Raw genomic sequence first — 21,906 nt, 5'->3', positions numbered from 1 at the left:
AAAGAAGCAAATGCAGTACTTGAAAAATACCTAGGAAACTTCTCAGAAGGTCCGATGTTTGGAATGATGAAAACGATGAAAATCAATACGCTTGCTACCATAGCGGAAGACGTATTTACTGAACAAATGATCTATCGCCTAAATAGAGAGTTAACAAAAATTAAAAAGTAATAGATAATTGAACACCTCGTATCGTGATCGATAAGAGGTGTTTCATTAATCATTAATTGCAAAAATATTTTCGGAAACTTTGTTTTTTTATCGACATGCTTGCAGAAACACGGTCTTTTTCCGAGAGAAGTGAGTCGGCAGACGAACCAAAAAATAATAGGCGAATCTGAATTCTAAGGAACATATAATGAAAATGCATGGTGTGATATTCGAGAAACAAAAAAGATAATATATTTAACCGAAGTGTATAATCAAAGGATACTATGTACGATTATCGCATTGTATAAAGAACCACCACCCCGGCTTAAGGCAGGTTGGTGGAGTATTAGAATCATCCGATAATAAGGCGTTGAAGGATGTGTCAGTTTAATGGGGACGATTAATGAACAATCTCTAGTTTCTTTAATGATTATTGCAATCGGTTATATTGTGAAACGAACAGGTTTAGTGACAAAAAAGAGGGTCAAACATTAAATAAACTTATACTCAATATTACCTTACCAGCGCTTATACTAGTAACGATTTCAGAGATGACGATAGAACCAAAACTCCTGTGGTTGTCATTGATTTGTATTGTTTATGGAGTGATTTTATTATTTTTTACAAAGACAATATTCAAAAGAGAAGTTCGACCGAATCAAGGGATATTTGTCATCTCGTTGCTAGGATTCAATATCGGTTTATTTGCTTATCCATTTGTTGAAACAATTTGGGGAACGAAAGGACTAAAGTATATTGCATTTTTTGATATGGGTAATGCTTTTCTTGTTTTTGGACTTGCCTACATCGCAGCTGTAATGTACGCGCCAGGGAACAAACAAGTCGACTTTCGCTATATTGCTATGAAACTAGCAATATTTTCCGCTATTGACCTACATTGCTGCATTAATGATAAGTTTCTTTCATATTTTATTACCGAGCTTAAGCATTCAAGTGTTGGATGCGGTTGGCATCAGCCAATAGGTTCTCATATTATTTTTACTAGGAATATATTTAGAGTTTCATTTAGAGAAGGCCTTGTGGAAGCCGTTTATTAAAGTAATCGTAATTAAATATGGCGTGGGACTAGCTGCAGGAATTATCTTATTTTTTGTTTTACCATTTGATGATATGTTTCGTGCGACCGTATTACTTGGGTTAGTTCTTCCAACAGGAATGGCTGTCATTCCTTACGCTGTTCAAAATCAATTGAATGATAAACTCGCGGGAGGGATTGTTAATTTAAAAAATATTATAAGCTTTATATTTATGTGGGTGATCTTTCTTGTACTGACTTAAGACGTAATGTAAAGAGTGGAGATTACTTCATCATCCCTTCTACTGTAGATGTAATTAGTAGTAACCATCTCTAATTGTATCGAAGACGTCAAAAGCCTGAGTAAATCTAGTTTCTTATTCCTGAATTATTCATACTTCCTAGTTCAATTATGAATATATCCGAAATCATACATTGTCTTTTTTTTCCATTGGGAAAAACCTGATGATTTCGCTACTTTTTGTTGTTTTCTATAAGGACTGCTTAAAATAGTTGAATTTTTGGGCAGAGTACTCGCTTGGTCGCACACTGAGTTTTTAAAAGCTGAGTTCAGGGTGGTTTACTCTCGCTGTAGGGTAGTTCTCCATCGTTCCTCTTTTCTGATAAGTAAGGACGATATCTTTAGGAGAAAGTGCATCTACCAAATTAGTCACAATAAAGGAGTGAATATAAAATAATTCCCCTGTAGGTCTTACGGATTTGATAATCACTTTTCTAGGCTTAGACCAGGATCTCGCTTGGCAGATTGTTTCTTCGAAATAACATAATAAACTGATTCCTTTTCACACAGTCATACAAAGCCGGAATGGCAAAACCGCTGTCTCCTCGAATGAAAGGGGGGAGTCTCTGGGAACTTTTCGTTGTAATGTTCCAAGAGAGGTTTTATAAACTCTATTACACCATTGGAGGTATACACGTTTCCAGGACGTAGCTCCATTTTGAGAAAGTCCCGGTTATGCCATCAAAAGCAACTAGTGGATGGAAGCCAACTGTTCCATAATGGGCATTATAAGCCGTGAATTCTTGATCCTCATATGTATCGGAATGCGTAGAATCCAAATCAGAGATAAGTGCCTTTGACTCTCTGAATTGATGGATGTTGTCTATAAGTTACTGATAGGCTTGATTTAATAGTTCGAGCGTTTGATGATCAAACCGTCTGAAATAACGGGACAGACTAGGTTGAGAAGCTAACGCATTAGTGCCAATGATTTGTGTGAATACTGGATCTTTTGCCAATTGATCTGCGGCGTCATCTTCGGAATAACCAGCAATCATTTGATACATATTTTGACGAAGCAAATTGTCATTTGAATGAAAATAGAAAAGCTTTTTGTCTTTTAGCTAGCGTTTTTGAAAAAACAATTTTTTCATCGAATCCCCTAAAATAAACTCACCCGTGTCAGAGGAAAGGGAACCCCCATTAGTAGATAATTTAACCTGATGATTTAAATCGAGCGCTAATTGCGGTAAAGTAGCCATTATAAGAATCCTTTCTGTTCGTTATTTGTTAGCACTTAACCCTATCAGAAATGGATTCTTTTTTCATTAGTTGATAACTAGTCGAAATCAACTAATTGCTTGTTCGCATTGCATTAGTGAGTAATCAAAGCTTTACTATGAATAATTCAGGTGAATGAAATAGAGTGTACTTCTAAAAAATATTAGAGCTAAAAAGAGCTATGAAAAAGTTTATATCAACTTTTTCATAGCTCTTTAAATAGGTACTCACCTTAGAAGGAAAGATATAGAAATGATGACAACGGCAATATAAAATACAATCTCAAACCAAGGTTTCATTCGACTGTTCAGCAAGTTAATAGCCTTATAACCACATCTGGCAATGACTATTAGCCAAGCAATTTGAATAATGATTGTTGGAATCATGACATCCCTCCATAAAGTAAGTCAATTCTTTCTATACTTATGCAGAAACCAACATTACAGAACGGACAATCTATAAAATAGTTCGAAGGGATTGTTAAATCAGAATGCAATCAAAAAGAATTTCCGCTTTATTAGGATTGACAAGATATAAATGCCGGTTTATCATAAAATAACAACGTTGTCAATCAAATATGATCATTGAAGTAGTACATGTGAACAAAATCTATAAAATGCTAGCTGCTTGCTGAGTTTTCCAATGATATGTGTGCAGAAGGGGAGTTAATTAATGGGAAATGTACGGATTGGCATTATTGGTTTCGGATCAATAGGTACTAAACATGCAGCTTACATACAAGAGAAACATATTAAGGGAGCAACACTAACCGCTATCTTAGTGAAAAGAGTGGAGCAGGCAAAGACTTTTGGAGAAAAATCAGGTGCAAAGATCAAAGTGTTTACAGATGAAGATGCTTTTTTCAATTCAGGTATAGTAGATGCAGTAATTATAGCAACACCACATTATTTTCACTCCGACTTAGCGATTAAAGCATTTGAACATGGGCTCCATGTATTATGTGAAAAACCAGCAGGCGTATATACGAAACAAGTACGAGAAATGAATGAAGCATCCAAGAAAAGCGAAAAAATCTTTTCGATGATGTTTAACCAACGGACAAATCCGCTTTATCAGAAAGTGAAAGATTTAATTCAATCGGGAGATTTAGGAGAAATCCGCAGAATAAACTGGATCATTACAAATTCTTATCGGTCTCAAAGTTATTATGACTCGGCTAGCTGGCGTGCAACTTGGGATGGAGATGGCGGTGGTGTCTTAATCAATCAGTGTTCACATCAGCTTGATTTATGGCAATGGGTGACTGGAATGATGCCATCTCGTTTAAGAGCTTTTTGTCACTTCGGTAAGTATCGAAATATTGAAGTTGAAGATGATGTCACAGCATATTTAGAGTACGAGAATGGGGCAACAGGTGTTTTTATTTCAACAACCGGAGAGGCACCAGGTACGAATCGGTTAGAAATTTCCGGTGATCAAGGAAAAATTGTAGTAGAAAATGGAGGATTAACTTTTTGGAGACTCCGTATTCCAGAACCTGAATTTAATCTTGAATTCAAAGGAGGGTTTGGTGAACCAGAGTATTGGAAGATAGATGTACCAGTCGGTGGCACATCAACTGGACATCCAGGAATCATACAAAACTTTGTCGATGCAATTACTATGGATTCAGCCTTATTATCACCTGGTGAAGAAGGTATTCAAAGCCTTGCACTGTCCAATGCCATGCAACTATCAACATGGTTGGATAATTGGATAGAGTTTCCTATCGATGAAAATTTATATTATGAGAAATTACAGGAGAAAATAGTGAATTCTGCAAGATAATAATTATATTTAACAAAGGCATCCTTCTATTCTTAGTAATAGTAGAAGGATGCCTTTGTTGGATAAGGGGACTATTAAATCGACATTCACTTAAGAAAAACGGCATAGCCGTCTTTTATTAAATACAGCGTCAGCTTCCACCGCCATCTTGGGTTTCCCTTGACACGTGCGGTGTGAAGGTAGCTGCCAATTTTATAAATTCTTATCACTTAAATAAAAAACCGTGACTTAGTAAAGCAGTCACAGTTCCTAAAACTCATATATATTTTTTAGCTACATAAGGAGAGGTCATTGCTGAAAGCAGTGCTCCATAAGAAAGGTTGAAGTCAACTTCATCTCCCACTTCCAAACGGACCTCTTTTGGGTTAAGCAAGGTATGGTCACTGCTTGATCCCAGGACCTCCAGATTTAGCTTAGGTTCCAATCCTGAAACAAGTACATCCTGCGAACCGACGCCAAGAATGGTTCTTTTCATTGGTCCTTGATCTGTAAATTGGGGATGGTTCCCGAACGCATCCTGTCCAATCTCTCCGTATGGCAACGATGGTTTTAGTTTAGACTCGATAACTTCGGCAACGAATGTAAATGCATCTGTATATAACCCTGGAATAGCACTGCGGTCAAGGGTTTCGCAGCCTAAGTAGATAGATTCACCGATTCTTAAATTCGTAATATTACCAGTATCTTCGGTGTTCATAAACCAATTGTAATTAGCTGAATTACCACCTGAAATACAAGAAAGTGGAATGTCGTATGTTCTCCTGATAATGTCCGCCAGTGAGGATAATTCAGCTAACTTATCTGTACTTGGTTTGACACCTCCGAAACAGGCAAAGTTAGCTCCTATACCTCTGATTTTAACTCCCGGAAGCGTTAATACTTCTTGAATCACCTCATCGAGATCAGCTGGCATAATCCCCTCCCGTAAATCGCCCATTTCAATCATTAGGATAATTTCATGGACGGAGAGAGAATGGGCAGCTGCTTCAGAAAGCTTTTTAATAACTTCTAGCTCGGTGTTCATGCTAATATTAGCATATTGAACTACCGAATTTATTTCACTTAAAGCTGGCGTCCTTAATAAAACAAATTCTGCTTTAATGTTAGCCTCGTTCATTTTTTGTAAGTTTGCCAATTTGGTGTCTGCAATAAGTCGAATTCCTTTATCAACCATTAGCTTAGCAATAGCTGGACTTCCACAAACACCTTTTGTAACACCCATAATATCGAGTCCCTTAGTTCCATATAAATGGATGAGTTTATCTATATTATGAGCAATTTTAAGAAGGTTGATTTCAACTCTGGGCGTACCAGAATTGATCAATTATAAAGTGCTTTTTTCTGCTTATTTTTCAAATCAGGATAAGTTTCAAAAATAGATTCAATGAGTTTACCACAACCATGCTTTAGCACATCGGAAGTAGAGAGTTTAAGATCACGTTCGTATTCTGTTACCGCATCCTGTATCTCTTCATCTGACATATTCTCATGATTAATCGTTATCGCGATAACTTTTGCTTGTGAAAAGCCTTCAATAAGTTCGATTTCACTTTCAATGGAAGGCATTGGCATATATTCAAAATCACCTAGATTTTTTCGTTTTGGCGGATGCTGAATAATAACTGAACCAGGTCTTGATCCTCTTATAATTCCACATGAACTTATATATGCAGGATGACTTAGTGCTCCTTGACCCTCCACAATAATGATGTCAGGCTCTTCATTTTCATAAGCTCTTAAAACTTGATTCTCAATCTCTCCGGTCATAAATTGAGACGGTATCGCATCAATCGCTACTCCGTATTTTGCACCTTGAATAAGTCCCGTTTGTCCAGTTGCAACAAAGGCAACGTTCAAGCCCATATCTAATAAAGCCTCTTCAAGCAGTACGGATGTTGTTCTTTTTCCTACGGCACTATCTGTGCCTAAAACAGCTACGATCGGTGTTCTTACATCTAATATTCTTCCTGAAAAAAGATGCATGTCTTTTTTAGCAGGCGGTTTTCTAACATCATTTATGCGAACATTACATTTCTCAGCGTGATTCATAAATTCTTCGTCATCCGTTAAGAATTCATGCAAAGGATTTACGATATGCAATCCATTTTCCATTGCTTGAAACACAATGTTTCTTTCCTCATTTTTTAGAAGTCCTTCAGAAGGAGCAAGTCCGAATACGAATTGATCAGGAATCCTTGGCAAGTTTTCGAAAGCGCTATCAAGATTCTCAAATATAGGAATACCATTCTTAACATTCTCCAGATACTCTCCAGCATCCATACCAGCTTTAGTACTATCAATCACACCGGCAATCTTGTAATTCCTAGAGCTTCTAACTAGCCCGTTTGCAGTTTTCCCGTCCATCGTTCCAAATTTACCTTCACAATAAATAATTGCAGTTTCCTTCATGCTTCCACTCCTATCATATTTGCCCGTTTCGCCTTTAAGAGGAAAAATTTTATGGCAATATATATAACAAAAAAACACCTATCCATTTTAGTAGAAAGCTAAGCAGACGAATGGGCAGCAAATGTAAAGGTGTTTTTAATATAAATATCAAACTTTTCTCTCGAATCCCAGTATAACACAGTTAAAGAAACACCCTTTTAAAAGTTCCACTAATTTACATGGAAAAGACTAGTTAAACTGTTAATTATTCAAAAACTGATGATATTCGAGCGATTAATCTAGTTCCTTAGTAACAAAAAAAAGATTATGTGAAATTATTTAAAGTATTTCGTTGTTTATCAATGAGAGAGAAGCTAATGTGATAAAGTAAGAGAATATATTATTTTTCTTGAAGGGGAACCGTATGATACAGGAACCAGATTATGAAAAGGAAAGAAAGGGCATTCTCGAATTGATTTATGAAGGCTGTATGGTCATATTGGCTATAGGTGCAGTGGCAACCATTTGGTATCAAACGAAATATGATTCCGTGATTATATGGGGAACGTGGGCGATATTTTTCGTTGATTTCCTATATAGAATCTATCGTGTCGAGAATAAATTGCAGTTTATTAAAAGTAATCCATTTATCATCATTGCCATTATCCCCTTAGATGCGATATTTCAAATGGCAAGGATTGCAAGAATTCTTCATTTTTTAAGATTAAAAGTAATTACAAAATACTATACAAAACCAGTGATAGAAAAAATACGAAAGCAACACTTTTCACACATTATACCTGGAGTTTTTTTCGTTTTATTTGCAAGTATTATTCCGTTATATCTACTAGAACCAGGGTTAGAAAGTTATGTTGATGCATTTATAGGTGGCCTCGCATCTCTAGTTTTTTTCGGTTATTCAACGATTGATCCGCAAACAACAGTTGGAACAGTAATCATTACCTTACTGACTATTTTCGGAGTCATTATGCATGGCGTTATTCTAAGCTATTTGTTTAGTATTATTGGATCTTTGAGTGTTGTGAAGAAGTGGAAAGAAAAGAGTAAAATGAATAAACCTCGTAATCATGCCTGACATGGATACGAGGTTTTTGCTTTACTATTAGTCCAGTAACAATAACGGTTACGTAAACGAAGAATCCACGGAAAGAGAGCGGTCATTCTTCCAAACGACCTTCCATAATAATATAGCAACAAAATAGATATTTGATTCTTAGTTATTTAACAAAAGACGCTACGCGTTTTTCTTAGATAGAAATAATGCTGAAACAATAATGACTAGCAAAAGTGCACTCACTAAAAAAGACGAAGAAGGAGTGAGTGCCAGAGATCCGGCAAAAAATGAGCCACCAACAACACCTAAGGAGAAACAAGAATAAAAGACTCCAAATGCTTTTCCTCGTTCCTTTTCCTTTGAAAACTCGATGACAGTCGCACTAGTAGACGGGAAAAGTAAGGCAAATCCTATTCCGTAAACCACCATTGCAAATACCATATGGATCAGAGTGGATGATAATGAAAGAAGGAATAAGGCCAAAGCTATCGTTGCTAGTCCGTAGTTCATCAGTAATGACTTATTCAGCTTATCAAATAATTTATTCGTAGGAAGAAGAAAAAATAATATGGCCACCGTTCCAAAGGCACTTAATAGAATACCTGTTATCTCCGAGCTGATCAGAAGTGCTTCTACCTTTAGAGGTAGTGAATATGTTAGAACTCCTAGTGTGAAAAGAAGTAAGAAAATGGATATGTATGCGTGAAGAAGCGGTTTTTTAAAAAGAGTAAAACCAGTCTTAGTGACAGGCTTTATTTCTTGTGATTTTATAGAAGTTTCCTCACCTGTATTCGGTTTGTCTTTTAAGAAAAATACGGCAAGTAACCCGAAAAAGATCATCGCTGAAGCAATGATATAAAAGAGCCAATCAAACCCGAGTCTGGCACTAATTAATGCTCCGGCAGCTGGACCTAGGATTGCAGCAGTTCCCACAGAGGCACCGGAAAAGGCCATTGTTTTTCCATTAGATTTTCGTTTATCTTTAGAGCCAAAGAAAGTAAATGCTGCGGGAACAATAAATCCTCCTGCTATTCCGTGTAAAAATCGGACGAATAATAACTGATATGGGGTAGTGACAACGGAGTAAAAGAAGACAATCACTCCGACTGTAAGCATTCCGATGCAAAGAACCTTCTTCGGGCCAATTTTATCAGTCCAAATTCCTGATAATATATTGCCGATAATATTAGAAAACGAGTACATTCCAATGATAATACCTATCAAGAGTGGAGTTGCACCAAGACTGCTGGAAAAAGGTGCGATAATAGGCAACTGAGAAAATGTATCGATAAATGCTACTGCAATAATGATGTAAAGTAATTTCAATGGTTTCACCTCAAGCGAAATATTTGAAGTCATCATACCACAAAAAGCGGTATAGAAATAAACGTAATCACTTAGATTAACCGTGAATAATACAAAAAATACACGAAGGGTTTCCCTCCGTGTATTTATAAATGCTAACCGTTTTTATAATGCTTCGTTTGCCAGGCGTGGAAATAGGATATTGTTTTCAAGGTGAATGTGCTGAAATAAATCTGATTCAACCTCATCTAATTTAAGGTAGGTTAAGGTATACGTAGTGCAAGCACCTTCAGGCAGCAAGTAATCATTCGTTACTGATCGAAGTTCTTTTAAAATATCTCCATCAGCTTCATGTTCTGACTCCAACACTTCAATCGTTCCAAGGGCAGCATCCAAATCTGACTTAGATCCATTTTTTTCATAAGCAAGTATCTTTGGAAAAACTCTTTCTTCTTCTTGAATCAAATGATGTTCCAATTCCATTTTAAGCTTATGAAACAGGTTGAAAACAGCTTCCAATTCAGGATGTCGTTCCCCGTGTACTCGGTATACTTTTGTCAAAAATCTGCTTAATTCAGGCAAAACATCATTTAGATAAGCGTGATGTATATTTATAATATGGTCAATTAACGTGGAGTAAGTTGCTTCGTTCCAATTCGTGTTTTGATTATTCAATCGTTTTGCTTCTTTGTATAATGTATTTAGTGTTGTTAAGACTTCTGTTCCGTCTAGATTTTTTTCTTTAATGGCTTCGCCGATTGGACGGTTTCCACCGCAACAAAAATCAATTCGATATTCTTTAAAAACTTGACTAGCTTTAGGAAAACGGGTAACAATATCACCAGTTTTTGTAGTTTCATTAAATACAGCTTCCATATAAATTCCTCCTTTTTTCTTGTAAGTTAAATGTATCGTATTCGTTTTAGTGTAGCTGTGATTTACATCACAAACTAGAAATATTATTATTTATAGGTCTCTATAAAATCCGAACTTTGTTTTTTAAGAATCCTTGAGACCCTGGTGAGCGGATTCGAGCAAACACACTGTTCTAATTAAAGTAACCAAATTCAAGTAAATACCCTTCCTAAAAATAACATTCAATGAACTATGTCTTTTTTAAAAGATAATTTATAAAATTGGCAGCTATCTTTACGCCACAAGTATCAAGGGAAACCCATCCTTGATACTTAAGTGATGGTGGCTAAAGATCACGCTGTATTTAATGAAAGACGGCTCTGCCGTTTTTCTTATAGTCACAATGTTTATAACATCCTGTTTCCTTGTGAAGATCTTCGTTTAAATGGTAATCTAGGATATAGTAATTCAAGAAAGGGGTTAAATAATGAAGAAATTAATGTTTCGTGGCATAAGTGCTGTATTATTCTTATTAATTGTTACAGCTTGTGCTTCTGATGATGAATCCGGAAGTGAATATAATGCTGATGACTATGACTTTACTCTGTTGAATTCGGCAGGAGAGGAAGTTGATATTTTTACTGATGAAAAAGCATTGTACCTGTATTTTACTGGAGTCACCTGACAACAATGTTTATCTCAGCTAGTTCAGCTGAACTCAAAGTTAGAAGAAATTGAAGAACTTGGTTATTCGGTTTATGCGATTAGTCCAAGTGATCCAGAAAGCCACTTAACACTTCGAGAAGTGAATGGATTGGAATTTCCGGTGCTGTCAGATACAGATTACGCAGTGGGAGTTGAATTTGGCTTCATTGAACTGGAAGAAGAAGCAGTTTACCGAGGTTTTACCGCTGTTAATCCCGAGACTGAAAAGATGACTACTAGGATTGATTATTTAGTAGGAGACAACTTTGAGGAATTATCGGGAATTTTAGAAGACCTTTAAGGGAGTTTTCTTCTTCCATATAAAAAAATGTTGTTTGGAAGAATCCGCGAGACTCCTGCGGATCATCCGCGGAAAGGGAGCGGTAATTCTTCCAAACAACCTTTGATGATAAAGATGTATGAAATTAAAAACTAGCTCTAGTTACAGGAACTCCTGATTGCAAAAACTTTTGATAGAGATCATTATTGAGAGAAACATCCGTAATAATATGACTAAGATCTTCGACACTGGCAAATTGAATGAGTGCATCCTTTTCAAACTTCGTTGCGTCAGCTAAGAGAGTAACATGTTCGGAACAAGAAAGAGCCTCTTTTTTCCAATCGGCGTGGATGCCATTAAGCACCGTAAGACCATTTTCAAGAGAAATTCCAGTTGTCCCAAAAAAGATGTTGTTCACCCGAATTCGTTTTAGAAGATTAGAGGCTTCGGATCCAAAAAGAGAACCAGAAGTCCCAATCCGGGTGCCACCTACCATCATTAACTGGACACGTTCTTTCGTTAACAACTCGTAAGCGATGTTAATATCATTTGTGATAACAGTGACAGGGAAGTCGCCTAATAATGCTGCAAGTGCTTGTGTAGTACTTCCACCGTCAATTAACAAGGTGTCGTTTTCTTGAATCATTTTCAACGCTTCTTCTGCAATTGCATTCTTCACTTCCCCATGTTGCAATTGTCTTTTTTTAATTGGCAAAATTGGATTCTCTTCCTCTAGAATGGTTGCCCCACCATGAATTCGTTTTAAAAGTCCGTTTTTCTCTAATGTTTCTAAATCAATCCGAATCGTTTTTTCCGTGACTTGAAGCAGTGCGCTCAAGTCAGACACTTTAATAATGGTATTCTTATCTAGTTGATGTAAGATTTTTTCGTGACGTTCCACTGAAAGCATTGTTTCCCTCCGTAAGCGCGTATTGTATCCCTCTATTATATGAACAATAATGAATGTTTGTAAACATTACGGAACAAATAGTGTCTTGATAAGTTAATATTGCGTATTTTTACACTGCGTGATGTGTTAAATTAAAGATAGCTCTTCCATGCAGGTTTTCGTATGGATGATCAACGAGTATCTTCGAGCTAAATGCTCTGCGGCGTCTCACTTAAATCGATCAGAACTTAATAAATCTAAAGAAGCTGTAAAAGGAAGTTGATTGTATGGACAATAAAGGATTAATTGGTGGTTTTTATAAATTAACAGAGTGGATTATGAGATTAGCCTATTTAAATATTCTTTGGGTTGTATTTACATTAGTCGGGTTAGTCGTGCTTGGCTTAGGTCCAGCAACGGCAGCAACGTTTGCTGTAACAAGAAAGTGGATCACGGAAGACGTGGAGATAGCGATTTTTCCGACATTTTGGCGTTCATATCGAACGGAGTTTTTGCGAGCAAATTTCTTTACGTTAGGAATGGCTTTTGTCGGGTGGATACTTTATATCGACTATTCGTTTATCATTACGTTTGAAGGAACAACGTTTTATTTTTTAATGGGAGTATTTTATATCGCTGTATGTATCTTTATTTTGATGTCTTTTTTCCTGTTCCCTGTGCTTGTACATTTTGACCTTAAAACTTTTACCTATTTAAAATATATGATGCTTATTAGTATTTCGTTTCCGCATATGGTTTTTGCGATGCTTGCAGGAACGATTATTATTTTTTATCTTACTTTGAAATTTCCTGCCCTACTTTTCTTTTTTGCGATAAGTACGACAAGTCTATGCATCATGTGGTTCGCAATGGTAACATTTTAAAAAATGGAAGCTAAAAAAGAGCAAGAATAAAATAAGTAAAGGAGAAATTTGACGATGAAAGAGTATGCGGTAGGGATTGATATCGGTGGAACTAAAATTGCAAGCGGTATAGTAGATAGCTTTGGTGAAATACATAAAAGTGAAACGATCAAAATGGATAAACTAGCAACACCAGATCAAATGGTGAAAAAAATTGCTGCATCTGTGAATCAATTATTGAAAGAAAGTAAGTTGACCGCAAGTGATTTACGTGGGATAGGCATTGGAGCACCTGGTCCTCTAAATCCTAAAAAAGGAATCATTACTGCTCCTCCTAATTTACCCGGATGGTGGGACTATTACCTAGTAAAAAACTTGCAGGACTATTTTCAATCAGGAACAAAGATCATATTAGAAAATGATGCAAATGCAGCAGCTGTTGCAGAAAAATGGATAGGTGCTGCTACCGATAGTAAAGATTTCGTTTATTTAACGATCAGCACTGGCATAGGTGCGGGCTTTTTCTCCGATTCCAAGCTTTTCCAAGGAACATCAGGAAATGCAGGAGATATCGGACATATCGTCATCGATCCATCTAGAGGGACATGTTCTTGCGGGCAAAAAGGATGTTGGGAATTTATTGCATCTGGAACAGCTATTGCCCGAAGAGGCTCTGAACTTCAAGGTCAGAGCCTCACAACGCAAGAAGTTTTTGAACTAGCAGACAAAGGTAACCGAGAAATGCAACACTTGGTCGAGCAATCCTTTGAATATATTGGGATGGGATGCGTGGCTCTGATTAACATGCTTGATCCGGAAAAAATCGTTATCGGAGGCGGTGTATCCCAGATAGGAGATCCATTGTTCCAGGCTATTAAAAACTATGTATCGAAATTTGCCTTGAATCCTTCCGGAAGAACAACAGAAATTGTGCCAGCGGGACTTCAACAAAATTCAGGACTCATCGGGGCAGCTTCACTCATCCACGCTAATTATTGAGGAGTTATAGAGAGGACTCGTAACTTCTCTATGCGGCACACCGATTCTACTGCATTTCTAAAAGCGCTCCATGAATCAGTGAAACAAAATGGATATAAAAGACTGCTATTTTTTGTAGGGGAACATATTCAAACTACTTTGTCTACACCCAAAGCCAGGTGTTCCCATAAAATACTTTCCACTAAATCGCCTTCTGTATCTTCACATTCAATAATGAGAATGACCTCAGATTGTTTTCCTCTTAGAACTCTCCTTCGCTTCTTAAGGATAAATTCCGTATAGAGTCTAATCGCAAATCCTATGACGAAGCCAATGAATGCAGCGATTAATCCACAAAAAATAGGGCCCCATGCCAATTCAAAACCCATACTCGCACCTACAACTGAAAAAGCGGTTGCGAGTGCTGCTGCTATATCAATCATAGAGGTACCATCTGACTTATGAATACTGTCAAAAAGCTTCCGTTCTTCAACACGATTATCCAGCGGGACTGCATAGATTTTTTCTTTTTTTATCCCTTTCTTTTCAAGTATCGAAATGGCCATTTCTAAATAAATGTTGTTTTCGAAAGTGGACAACAATTGCATAATGATTACGTCACCTTTTTTCCTTGTGAAATTCGGAAACTTTGATGCTGATAATTTTCTTGCAGAAATTTCCGTTGCTCTTTTTCAAAAAGTTTATTATTTTCTATTGTATTTACATAGGAATCATAGATTGAAAAACCGTATGTTGAGGGTAAGAATAAAAACCATTGGACATTTAAAACTGCGGTTGACTGTTGAATATCCCCTAAAAATAAGAAAACTATGGCTTCAAGGGCATGAGAAAAGTAAAAGAACACGACAGTCCAAATTATCACAAAAAAAGCCGTAACAATTCTATGAATATAAAGCTGACCTAAACCTGGAATAAATAATGACCACATAGCTGACACGACAGGATTTCTTTTGTCCAGATAATTAATTTCCAGTGCCCCAATACTAAATGTATTGAAGGTATGCTGCTCCCGCTCTGCAAGGATATAGATTTTGTTCAAGTCTACTGTTGTTCGATAGCTATCCCATATGCCAAAAAAATAAACAGGCGTATATAATAACCCACCTCGTATCTAACACACTTATTGCCGATTCGAAATTCCCTTGAAAGGAATAAGCAATTGATAAATTAATATGCGCTTGAACATTTACAATAACTTCCCAGATAAAAAGTACGAATCCACGAAGGTACTTAGATAAAAGTAAGTGTCCGAAGCCTGGAAAAGCTGCGCTCCACCAGGCAATGGCATAAGGGTTTCTTTTGTGTAATTGTGTTGTACCAAGAATGCTAACGTGAGCGGTATATCGCCTTGCAGTGTTATCATTTCTATAATTATCCATATAAAAAACCCCTATAAGAAAAACGGCATAGCCGTCTTTTATTAAATACAGCGTGATCTTTAAGCCACCCCCCGAGTAGCACCTACGTAGTGTGTGTAGGTGCTACTCGAATGGATGTGGTTTTCCCTTGATACTTGTAGCGTAAAGACAGCTGCTAATTTTATAAATTCTTATCTTTAAAAAAAGTCCCTTGTTAAAGGATAGGTTTTCCTTAAAAACACCATTTATCCTTGAAATTATTTTGCAATGTATATATTATTTTAGAATACAAAACATAGAGGATAAATAGCATTGGAAAGGTGACTTATATGAATGAATCCCGAAATTATAAATGATATTATTGAAGTAAAGGAAAACTATACTTATTCACAAAAAGAGCACTTTTTTGAAAATGTTCTTTTTTCCTATCAATGGTGGATTCTTTTAATAATTACTATTGCCCTATGGATGATCTGGGTAATTGTGGTGGATCGCAAACGGATAAAATCGATTTTAGTGATAGGGTTGAGTGCAAGCACGTTAGCATTATTACTGGATGATATAGGTGCTACATTAGGATTTTGGGTATATCCTTATAATCTATATTCTTCTTTAGATCAGTTATATACGGTTGATATCGCGATCGTTCCAGTAAGTTATATGCTTTTGTATCAATATGCTAAATCTTGGTTAGCTTATAGTATTTTCTTGATACTTTTAGCTTTTTTTGCAGTTTTTGTAGCTGAACCAGCATTTGTGAAAGTGGATATTTTTATTCCGTTACAATGGAAGCTTTGGTATGCCGGGCCTATATATGTTGTTATTGCGGTAGTGTTGAAATGGCTAGTTGATCGGTTAGAAACGAAGTTTTTATAGAGGAAGGTATTGGATCCGTTCGAGGTGGACGCCTTCAGTAGGCAATGCTTCAATGGGTACGCGATTATATGTCACATGCAAACAGATTGTTTCTATTCCTGCAGAACTCGGTGAGAGAAAAAAAGAAAAAGGGAACTGTCACATGGTTTACGTGACAGTTCCCTTTTTGATGGCTACTTTGGCCATCGAATAAAAAAGTGATTCAATTTTATCGCTGATTTACCTTGCGAATCTCATCTACAGTTTCTTCTACTTCAGTTCTGGACATCTTTTCTCTGCCGCTTTTCAATGCTTTAAGTGTTTTCTTTGCTAATTCTAACGGAATCTTACAAAATACGAGGATACTCCGGCTGTTTATATCTTTCATGTATTCATCACCTAACGCCAAATTATTCTCTGCGTATTGGAACGTATCATCGATGTCCCAACCATAAGGTATAAAAGAAACACCGCGTTCTTTATCTTCCTCGATATTGCGTAAAATATTAACTGTTTGCAAACCACGGCCATAACCTATCGCAAATTCTCTGTCTGTTTTGGTGCCATCGCGCCATTCCCAAATGTCTGAAAGCATGACACCAACTAAGCCGGCTACATAGTACGTATAATCATTTAGATCTTCTTTTGTTTTTATATGCCAGTTTTTCTTTGCCCAAAGTGCCATACCCTCGGCCATCGTACTTGTTGACTCTTTTACTTTTTCAACTATACCAGTGGGACAGAAGGCAAGCCAATCACCAAGTCTTACTGTCACTTCGGGAAGAAGGCTTTTATATGGAGCTAGTAATTGAGTGTAAGCTTCATTGTCAAAGGTGTTCTTTAAAAGAAGACTTGTCTCTTTTAACAAATGTTGTTTTGTTGCTGAATCAAGTATTTCATTATCTTCAATTTCATCTATCGCACGCATACACAAATACGCGGAGGCTACAGCCTTTTTTAATGTAGGTTCTAGAAGAGTGATCGGTATGTAAAAAGTTCTGCTAGTGAGCTTTAACATATGCATAGCTTCTTTTTGCAATTGCTTTTCGTTACTCAACTTATTCTCCCCCTCAGACATCTTTCTTCATCAAATTAGATTGATGCTGTCTCATTGATTTCAATTTCTATACTCTATTATAACTAATTTGAGGCTTGAAGTCATAGATAATAAATGACAATTTATTATCTCCATCCATAAACTGAAATCAACTTTATCATTTTCGTATGATACTAATCAACTGTTTCGTTATAAGTATTTATGAAATAGGTTATTAAAAATAAAAGGTTTAGATGAATCAATTAACTTTAGCGAAGGCTGAATGAAGGAAGAGATATGATATTTGCAATTGGAAGGAAATAAAATAATGAGGATATGTATGAAGCACCTAAACGGATACATAACGGTCATTAACCCGTTTAAGTGCATGATAGTAATAAGTCTAGGTAAAAGAATTGTTTGAAGTGTTCATTATAGTAGGACAAGATTCAACAAATCGTTCCTATCTTAAAGGTAGTGGACGTAATTTTATGATAATGTTCTGCGGCATTTTCCATTCATCTTGAGCGCTTTTTAAGTACTTATACATCGCTTTTCCGGCACCTGCATTTGCTGAGTGAATCGTAATACTCTCCGCAAAAAGTTGTTTGGCGACCATCATTTCCACAAGCATGAAACCATTACGATACTTATTTTCTAAGTCATGATCTAATGATAGATGGTTTATTTCATTATCCTTCATCATTAGAAGACAATCATCAATTGTTTCCACGAGAAAATAATCTACTGGGCACGTCCGGTAATCATCAAGAAATACATTGATTTTATCCATACTGCCTCCTCTCATGTTCACTTAAAATATTAACATATTATTCTCTGTGTTAATACATGTATATTTGAATATACCTAGTAAGAACCCTTTATATAAAGGGTTCTTACTAATATAAGATACTAAATTAAGATCTGTTTCAGGTCAATTACTACAGGGTGGGAGATTTGTTTTGAAAGTTCTCGATTTTGAAAATTCACTGTTTTTTGCGGAACTCTCTTGGAGTGAGTTTTGTGTATTTCTTAAAAGTCCTAAAAAAATGAGGCATACTTGTAAACCCTGAATTTCTCGCAATTGCTTCAATAGTGTCACTTTCCTCGCTAAGTAATTTTTTAGCGAGGGAAATTCTTTTCATACGAATGAATTCATTAATATTCATTCCGATATGAAACTTAAAGACTCTGCTGAAATGTGAGGAGGAAACAGCTGCTCTTTTAGCTAATATCTCTAAAGATAGTGAACAAACTAAATTGCTATCAATGAATTGAATAGCTTCCTGTATCCAAGGTGTTTGATTCAACTTTTCATTTTTTGTGTTGGGAACAGAATACCGGTGAATGTCTATAAGAAACAGATGTAGTTGTAATATTACAGCTTGTTTGTAGTCAGATCCCATTTCTATATTTTCTTCATTTAAGTTCGATAATTGGTGTTCTAATTCAATGCTATGCTTTGCTGAAAAAGTGTAAAAAAAATTTGATTGATCTTCTTCATTGGATTGAAAAAGCTTAGTGTAAGCAAGATCATTGAAAAATTGAAATTTAGTAACTAGTTCAGGTTTAAAAAATAAGGCCGTAGATGTGATCAACTTAGAAGCATTGGGTGAGGTGAAATGTACTGTGTTTGCGGGAACAACTAATAAATTACCTGCATTCACCTCGTAGAATTCAGGGCTAATATAAAATGTTCCACTGCCTTGATGAATATATATGATTTCATGCCAATCATGAAGGTGATTAGGTAATTCTTGTTGAGCTTCTTTTGTATCTTTATATACAAGGAAGAAAGGAAGGAGATTATGTTCAGGCATTTTCTTACGAATAACGGTCATTTTCATGTCCTCTTTCGTTTAGGAAATTATGTTAAGGCTAAATCTCATCATATCAAAAAAAGGTATAAAGTAAACGGTTATAGCTATAAATGTATCTTTTGATTGATGGTATGATAAATGGAAATACAATTGGAGGTTGTGCTATGAGAATAGATGCCCACCAGCATTACTGGGATATCTCACGTGATGACTACGGATGGATCACACAAGATCTTTCATTGCTTTATCGCAACTTTTATCCTAGTGATTTAAAAAATGAGTTATTTGATCATAATATTGATCGGACAATTCTTGTTCAGGCAGCAGCAAGTATTTCAGAAACAGAGTTTCTATTAAAATTAGGTAATAAGGAAGATTCTATTGCAGGAATAGTAGGTTGGTTGGATCTAGAAAAGGACAATTACAAAGAGCAGCTTAAAAGCTTTCAGTCAAATTCTAAGTTTTTAGGCATTAGGATCATGATGCAAGATATGGAAGATGAAACAATTGTTTTAAATCAACGATACTTAGAGGCTTTTACCTATTTTGCTAACATCGGTTTGCCAATAGATATACTTGTAACTCATCAACAACTGGGAACCCTCGTAAAACTGATGGAGGAAGTACCGAATCTGCGAGGTGTCATTGACCATTTAGGCAAACCTGATATTCACAGGCAACTCTTACATCCTTGGTGTGAAGAAATGAAAGCCTTATCATCCTATCCGGAGCTCTTTTGCAAAATATCAGGAATGATTACGGAATCCCGACCAAATTGGAAAACAGATGATTTTAAACCTTATATTGATCACATCATAGAGTGCTTTGGTTCTCACCGAATCATGATGGGAAGCGACTGGCCGGTATGTTTGTTAGCCGGTAGTTATACGGATGTCATTACGATTATAGAAGAAAGTTTACGTGAAAAGCTTAGCAAACATGAAATGGAACTACTTTTCGGAACAAATGCATACGAATTCTATAAATTAGGGGAAGGTGATTAATTTGAAGTATAGAGCTTTAGGAAAAACTGGACTTTTTGTTTCGCCCTTGAGTTTTGGAGCATCTTCCCTGGGGTCTGTCTTTCGGGATATTGATGAAAAAGAAGGAATAAATACCGTACATGCTGCAGTTGACGCAGGGATGAATTATATCGATGTATCGCCTTATTACGGCGCAACAAAGGCAGAGATTGTACTAGGAAAAGCACTAAAGGAGCTTCCTCGAGACAAAATATTTTTATCCTCGAAAGCTGGCAGATATGGTGGGGATTTGTTTGATTTCTCCTATGACCGGATTATTAAAAGTGTACAGGAAAGTCTACATCGATTAAATACGGATTACCTAGATATTCTTTATTTACATGATATAGAGTTCGGAAGCTATGCCGAAGTGATCGAAGAAGGTATCCTGGCACTTCAACATTTAAAAGAACAGGGCTATATTAGATTTTTTGGTGTATCTGCCCTTCCTTTACCACTCTTAAAAAAAGCAATGGATGAAACGAACTTGGATGTGATTCTATCGTATTGCCATTATTCTTTAAATGATACGTCATTACTAGAACTGATTCCCGCCTCAATTAGCAACCAAGTAGGTGTGGTTAATGCGTCGCCTTTATCTATGGGACTTCTACATTCCAAAGAAACTCCTGCATGGCACCCTGCAGATCAAGAGATTATTCGTACTTGTAAAAAAGCTGCAGACTACTGCTTAACTCATGGTGAAGACATCGCCAAGCTTGCCATTCAATTTTCTACAAGAAATGAACAAATACCAACAACGTTAGTGAGGAGTGCAAGTGTAAAGAATATGCAGAAAAATATAGAGTGGATGGAAGAGACGGTTAATGAGAGTTTACTTCAAGAGGTTCTTTCTATCCTAGCCCCTATTAAAAATAGAACATGGCCTAGTGGAAAGCCTGACTACCATCAGAGAGTTTCTCGACTCGGAGGAGAATATCTATGAAGCAAATAATATGTAATGAACCTGAGAGACTTTCTTTCATAGATGTAGAGAAACCACTCCTGGCTCCAAAACATGCACTGGTAAAAATTCAACGTATTGGTATTTGTGGAACGGATTTGCACGCTTTTAAAGGAGACCAACCTCTTTTTACCTACCCTAGAATTCTTGGGCATGAATTATCAGGAACGATTGAAGAAGTTTACCAGAAGGAATCAAATTTTGAAAAAGGGGATCAAGTAGCAATTATTCCGTATCTCCATTGTGAAAATTGTGCAGCATGTAAACTAGGAAAAACAAATTGTTGCGCAAGGTTGAAAGTAATTGGGGTGCACAAAGATGGAGGTATGCAGGAATACCTTGCCGTGCCACTGCAGAATTTAATTCAGATTAATGATTTGACACTGGATGAAGCTGTATTACTAGAACCACTAGCTATAGGCGCTCATGCAATCAGGAGGGCCAAAATAGAGGAAGGGGATGAGATTCTTGTAATTGGGGCCGGACCTATCGGTTTAGGAGTAATGCTATTAGCTAAAGAAATTGGTGCAAAAGTTATGGCTATGGATGTTAATAAACAGCGGCTAAAATTTTGTGAAGATTGGTTGGGGGTCGAGGAGACAATAGATGCTCTAGGGGCTCCCGCCGAAGAACTGACATGCATCACAAACGGAATGTTTGTTCCGACTGTATTTGACGCAACGGGAAATAAACAATCGATGGAAACCGCTTTTAATTACATATCCTATGGAGGACAACTTATATATGTAGGTCTTGTCAAACAACCTATCCAATTTTATGATCCGGATTTTCATAAACGTGAAACAACATTATTGGGAAGTCGAAACGCCACTTTGGAAGATTTTCAATTCGTCCATGATGTTTTGAAGAAACGAAACATTGATATTTCTGCTTTTATCACACATCGAACATCTTTTCACAACGTGATTAAGACTTTTCCAAGTTGGTTAAAAACAGACTCAAACGTGATAAAAGCTGTTGTAGAGTTAAATTAAT

Annotated in this window: 22 protein-coding genes and 3 pseudogenes; 13 read left to right on the top strand and 12 right to left on the bottom strand. The window is 36.4% G+C overall.

The window, feature by feature from the left end:
- The first annotated feature begins 653 nt into the window (after positions 1-653).
- Positions 654-1,208, top strand: coding sequence for a hypothetical protein (locus ACHABW_RS17495; protein ID WP_435757089.1), 555 nt, complete (start codon positions 654-656; stop codon positions 1,206-1,208).
- On the top strand, positions 1,189-1,449 hold the full coding sequence (locus tag ACHABW_RS17490) for a hypothetical protein (RefSeq protein WP_435757081.1): 261 nt from the start codon (positions 1,189-1,191) through the stop codon (positions 1,447-1,449). The genes ACHABW_RS17495 and ACHABW_RS17490 overlap by 20 nt, the downstream gene beginning before the upstream one ends.
- A 333-nt stretch (positions 1,450-1,782) precedes the next feature.
- Here the strand turns inward: ACHABW_RS17490 and ACHABW_RS17485 are convergent.
- Both ACHABW_RS17485 and ACHABW_RS17480 read right to left on the bottom strand, forming a co-directional pair.
- A pseudogene (locus tag ACHABW_RS17485) lies at positions 1,783-2,689 on the bottom strand (IS1380 family transposase); the annotation flags it as partial.
- 246 nt (positions 2,690-2,935) lie between these two features.
- On the bottom strand, positions 2,936-3,094 hold the full coding sequence (locus tag ACHABW_RS17480) for a hypothetical protein (protein WP_435757079.1): 159 nt from the start codon (positions 3,092-3,094) through the stop codon (positions 2,936-2,938).
- Positions 3,095-3,380: 286 nt separating this feature from the next.
- Between ACHABW_RS17480 and ACHABW_RS17475 the strand changes: the two genes are divergently transcribed.
- Positions 3,381-4,496 (top strand): Gfo/Idh/MocA family protein, encoded by a 1,116-nt coding sequence (locus ACHABW_RS17475; protein WP_435757077.1) that lies wholly within the window; start codon positions 3,381-3,383, stop codon positions 4,494-4,496.
- 256 nt (positions 4,497-4,752) lie between these two features.
- Here the strand turns inward: ACHABW_RS17475 and ACHABW_RS17470 are convergent, their stop codons facing one another.
- A complete protein-coding gene (locus ACHABW_RS17470; RefSeq protein ID WP_435757075.1) occupies positions 4,753-5,820 on the bottom strand; it encodes an alanine/ornithine racemase family PLP-dependent enzyme in 1,068 nt (355 codons plus the stop codon).
- A complete protein-coding gene (locus tag ACHABW_RS17465) occupies positions 5,817-6,905 on the bottom strand; it encodes a DUF1611 domain-containing protein (protein WP_435757073.1) in 1,089 nt (362 codons plus the stop codon). The genes ACHABW_RS17470 and ACHABW_RS17465 overlap by 4 nt, the downstream gene beginning before the upstream one ends.
- 403 nt (positions 6,906-7,308) lie before the next feature.
- Between ACHABW_RS17465 and ACHABW_RS17460 the strand changes: the two genes are divergently transcribed.
- Positions 7,309-7,980: a hypothetical protein gene (locus tag ACHABW_RS17460; protein ID WP_435757071.1), complete on the top strand. Its 672-nt coding sequence runs from the start codon at positions 7,309-7,311 to the stop codon at positions 7,978-7,980.
- Between the two features lie 159 nt (positions 7,981-8,139).
- On the opposite strand, the gene ACHABW_RS17455 is transcribed toward ACHABW_RS17460, so the two are convergent.
- Together ACHABW_RS17455 and ric are read right to left on the bottom strand one after the other, a co-directional pair.
- On the bottom strand, positions 8,140-9,294 hold the full coding sequence (locus tag ACHABW_RS17455) for an MFS transporter (protein ID WP_435757087.1): 1,155 nt from the start codon (positions 9,292-9,294) through the stop codon (positions 8,140-8,142).
- Positions 9,295-9,429: 135 nt separating this feature from the next.
- Positions 9,430-10,140: an iron-sulfur cluster repair di-iron protein gene (gene ric, locus ACHABW_RS17450; protein WP_435757069.1), complete on the bottom strand. Its 711-nt coding sequence runs from the start codon at positions 10,138-10,140 to the stop codon at positions 9,430-9,432.
- Between the two features lie 466 nt (positions 10,141-10,606).
- Here ric and ACHABW_RS17445 point away from each other — a divergent pair, with 466 nt between their 5' ends.
- The gene (locus ACHABW_RS17445; RefSeq protein ID WP_110934680.1) at positions 10,607-10,804 is read left to right on the top strand and encodes a hypothetical protein; all 198 of its coding nucleotides are present in this window, start codon (positions 10,607-10,609) and stop codon (positions 10,802-10,804) included.
- Between the two features lie 15 nt (positions 10,805-10,819).
- A pseudogene (locus tag ACHABW_RS17440) lies at positions 10,820-11,125 on the top strand (peroxiredoxin family protein); the annotation flags it as partial.
- A gap of 124 nt (positions 11,126-11,249) precedes the next feature.
- Here ACHABW_RS17440 and ACHABW_RS17435 read toward each other — a convergent pair.
- A complete protein-coding gene (locus ACHABW_RS17435; RefSeq protein ID WP_435757067.1) occupies positions 11,250-12,014 on the bottom strand; it encodes a DeoR/GlpR family DNA-binding transcription regulator in 765 nt (254 codons plus the stop codon).
- 266 nt (positions 12,015-12,280) lie between these two features.
- Between ACHABW_RS17435 and ACHABW_RS17430 the strand changes: the two genes are divergently transcribed.
- Together ACHABW_RS17430 and ACHABW_RS17425 are read left to right on the top strand one after the other, a co-directional pair.
- Positions 12,281-12,877 carry a YesL family protein gene (locus tag ACHABW_RS17430; RefSeq protein WP_435757065.1) on the top strand — a complete coding sequence of 199 codons (597 nt, stop codon included), beginning with the start codon at positions 12,281-12,283 and terminating at the stop codon, positions 12,875-12,877.
- A 54-nt stretch (positions 12,878-12,931) separates the two neighbouring features.
- Positions 12,932-13,855 (top strand): ROK family protein, encoded by a 924-nt coding sequence (locus ACHABW_RS17425; RefSeq protein ID WP_435757063.1) that lies wholly within the window; start codon positions 12,932-12,934, stop codon positions 13,853-13,855.
- Positions 13,856-13,983: 128 nt separating this feature from the next.
- On the opposite strand, the gene ACHABW_RS17420 is transcribed toward ACHABW_RS17425, so the two are convergent.
- Both ACHABW_RS17420 and ACHABW_RS17415 read right to left on the bottom strand, forming a co-directional pair.
- Entirely contained in the window at positions 13,984-14,442 is a 459-nt protein-coding gene (locus ACHABW_RS17420; protein WP_435757061.1) for a hypothetical protein, read from the bottom strand.
- Between the two features lie 5 nt (positions 14,443-14,447).
- Positions 14,448-15,234 (bottom strand): annotated as a pseudogene (locus tag ACHABW_RS17415) (hypothetical protein).
- 312 nt (positions 15,235-15,546) lie between these two features.
- On the opposite strand from ACHABW_RS17415, the gene ACHABW_RS17410 reads away from it, so the two are divergent.
- Together ACHABW_RS17410 and ACHABW_RS17405 are read left to right on the top strand one after the other, a co-directional pair.
- A complete protein-coding gene (locus ACHABW_RS17410; protein ID WP_435757059.1) occupies positions 15,547-16,089 on the top strand; it encodes a CBO0543 family protein in 543 nt (180 codons plus the stop codon).
- Between the two features lie 52 nt (positions 16,090-16,141).
- The gene (locus tag ACHABW_RS17405; protein ID WP_435757057.1) at positions 16,142-16,282 is read left to right on the top strand and encodes a hypothetical protein; all 141 of its coding nucleotides are present in this window, start codon (positions 16,142-16,144) and stop codon (positions 16,280-16,282) included.
- Positions 16,283-16,297: 15 nt separating this feature from the next.
- On the opposite strand, the gene ACHABW_RS17400 is transcribed toward ACHABW_RS17405, so the two are convergent.
- From ACHABW_RS17400 to ACHABW_RS17390, 3 genes are all read right to left on the bottom strand, one after another.
- Positions 16,298-17,125: a squalene/phytoene synthase family protein gene (locus ACHABW_RS17400; RefSeq protein ID WP_435757055.1), complete on the bottom strand. Its 828-nt coding sequence runs from the start codon at positions 17,123-17,125 to the stop codon at positions 16,298-16,300.
- Between the two features lie 442 nt (positions 17,126-17,567).
- Entirely contained in the window at positions 17,568-17,897 is a 330-nt protein-coding gene (locus ACHABW_RS17395) for a cyclic-phosphate processing receiver domain-containing protein (RefSeq protein WP_435757053.1), read from the bottom strand.
- Between the two features lie 193 nt (positions 17,898-18,090).
- The gene (locus ACHABW_RS17390; protein WP_435757051.1) at positions 18,091-18,945 is read right to left on the bottom strand and encodes an AraC family transcriptional regulator; all 855 of its coding nucleotides are present in this window, start codon (positions 18,943-18,945) and stop codon (positions 18,091-18,093) included.
- Between the two features lie 143 nt (positions 18,946-19,088).
- Here ACHABW_RS17390 and ACHABW_RS17385 point away from each other — a divergent pair, with 143 nt between their 5' ends.
- Genes ACHABW_RS17385 through ACHABW_RS17375 form a run of 3 tightly spaced genes read left to right on the top strand, consistent with a single transcriptional unit; the run spans position 19,089 to position 21,905 of the window.
- Positions 19,089-19,928, top strand: a complete 840-nt coding sequence (locus ACHABW_RS17385; RefSeq protein WP_435757049.1) for an amidohydrolase family protein — start codon at positions 19,089-19,091, stop codon at positions 19,926-19,928.
- 1 nt (position 19,929) lies between these two features.
- Entirely contained in the window at positions 19,930-20,892 is a 963-nt protein-coding gene (locus tag ACHABW_RS17380) for an aldo/keto reductase (protein ID WP_435757047.1), read from the top strand.
- Positions 20,889-21,905, top strand: coding sequence for a zinc-binding alcohol dehydrogenase family protein (locus ACHABW_RS17375; RefSeq protein WP_435757045.1), 1,017 nt, complete (start codon positions 20,889-20,891; stop codon positions 21,903-21,905). The genes ACHABW_RS17380 and ACHABW_RS17375 overlap by 4 nt, the downstream gene beginning before the upstream one ends.
- The last annotated feature ends 1 nt before the right edge of the window (position 21,906 follow it).

The organism is Salipaludibacillus sp. CF4.18 (assembly GCF_051262595.1).
Classification (GTDB): Bacteria; Bacillota; Bacilli; order Bacillales; family Salisediminibacteriaceae; genus Salipaludibacillus; species Salipaludibacillus neizhouensis.
This window is presented reverse-complemented; position numbering and strand designations above follow the sequence as displayed.

Excerpts from the sequence above, each read along its gene's own strand:
- ACHABW_RS17480 (WP_435757079.1), bottom strand. The coding sequence starts at position 3,094 with ATGATTCCAACAATCATTATTCAAATTGCTTGGCTAATAGTCATTGCC.
- ACHABW_RS17475 (WP_435757077.1), top strand. The coding sequence starts at position 3,381 with ATGGGAAATGTACGGATTGGCATTATTGGTTTCGGATCAATAGGTACT.
- ACHABW_RS17465 (WP_435757073.1), bottom strand. The coding sequence starts at position 6,905 with ATGAAGGAAACTGCAATTATTTATTGTGAAGGTAAATTTGGAACGATG.
- ACHABW_RS17460 (WP_435757071.1), top strand. The coding sequence starts at position 7,309 with ATGATACAGGAACCAGATTATGAAAAGGAAAGAAAGGGCATTCTCGAA.
- ric (WP_435757069.1), bottom strand. The coding sequence starts at position 10,140 with ATGGAAGCTGTATTTAATGAAACTACAAAAACTGGTGATATTGTTACC.
- ACHABW_RS17445 (WP_110934680.1), top strand. The coding sequence starts at position 10,607 with ATGAAGAAATTAATGTTTCGTGGCATAAGTGCTGTATTATTCTTATTA.
- ACHABW_RS17435 (WP_435757067.1), bottom strand. The coding sequence starts at position 12,014 with ATGCTTTCAGTGGAACGTCACGAAAAAATCTTACATCAACTAGATAAG.
- ACHABW_RS17430 (WP_435757065.1), top strand. The coding sequence starts at position 12,281 with ATGGACAATAAAGGATTAATTGGTGGTTTTTATAAATTAACAGAGTGG.
- ACHABW_RS17425 (WP_435757063.1), top strand. The coding sequence starts at position 12,932 with ATGAAAGAGTATGCGGTAGGGATTGATATCGGTGGAACTAAAATTGCA.
- ACHABW_RS17420 (WP_435757061.1), bottom strand. The coding sequence starts at position 14,442 with ATGCAATTGTTGTCCACTTTCGAAAACAACATTTATTTAGAAATGGCC.
- ACHABW_RS17410 (WP_435757059.1), top strand. The coding sequence starts at position 15,547 with ATGAATCCCGAAATTATAAATGATATTATTGAAGTAAAGGAAAACTAT.
- ACHABW_RS17405 (WP_435757057.1), top strand. The coding sequence starts at position 16,142 with ATGGGTACGCGATTATATGTCACATGCAAACAGATTGTTTCTATTCCT.
- ACHABW_RS17395 (WP_435757053.1), bottom strand. The coding sequence starts at position 17,897 with ATGGATAAAATCAATGTATTTCTTGATGATTACCGGACGTGCCCAGTA.
- ACHABW_RS17390 (WP_435757051.1), bottom strand. The coding sequence starts at position 18,945 with ATGACCGTTATTCGTAAGAAAATGCCTGAACATAATCTCCTTCCTTTC.
- ACHABW_RS17385 (WP_435757049.1), top strand. The coding sequence starts at position 19,089 with ATGAGAATAGATGCCCACCAGCATTACTGGGATATCTCACGTGATGAC.
- ACHABW_RS17375 (WP_435757045.1), top strand. The coding sequence starts at position 20,889 with ATGAAGCAAATAATATGTAATGAACCTGAGAGACTTTCTTTCATAGAT.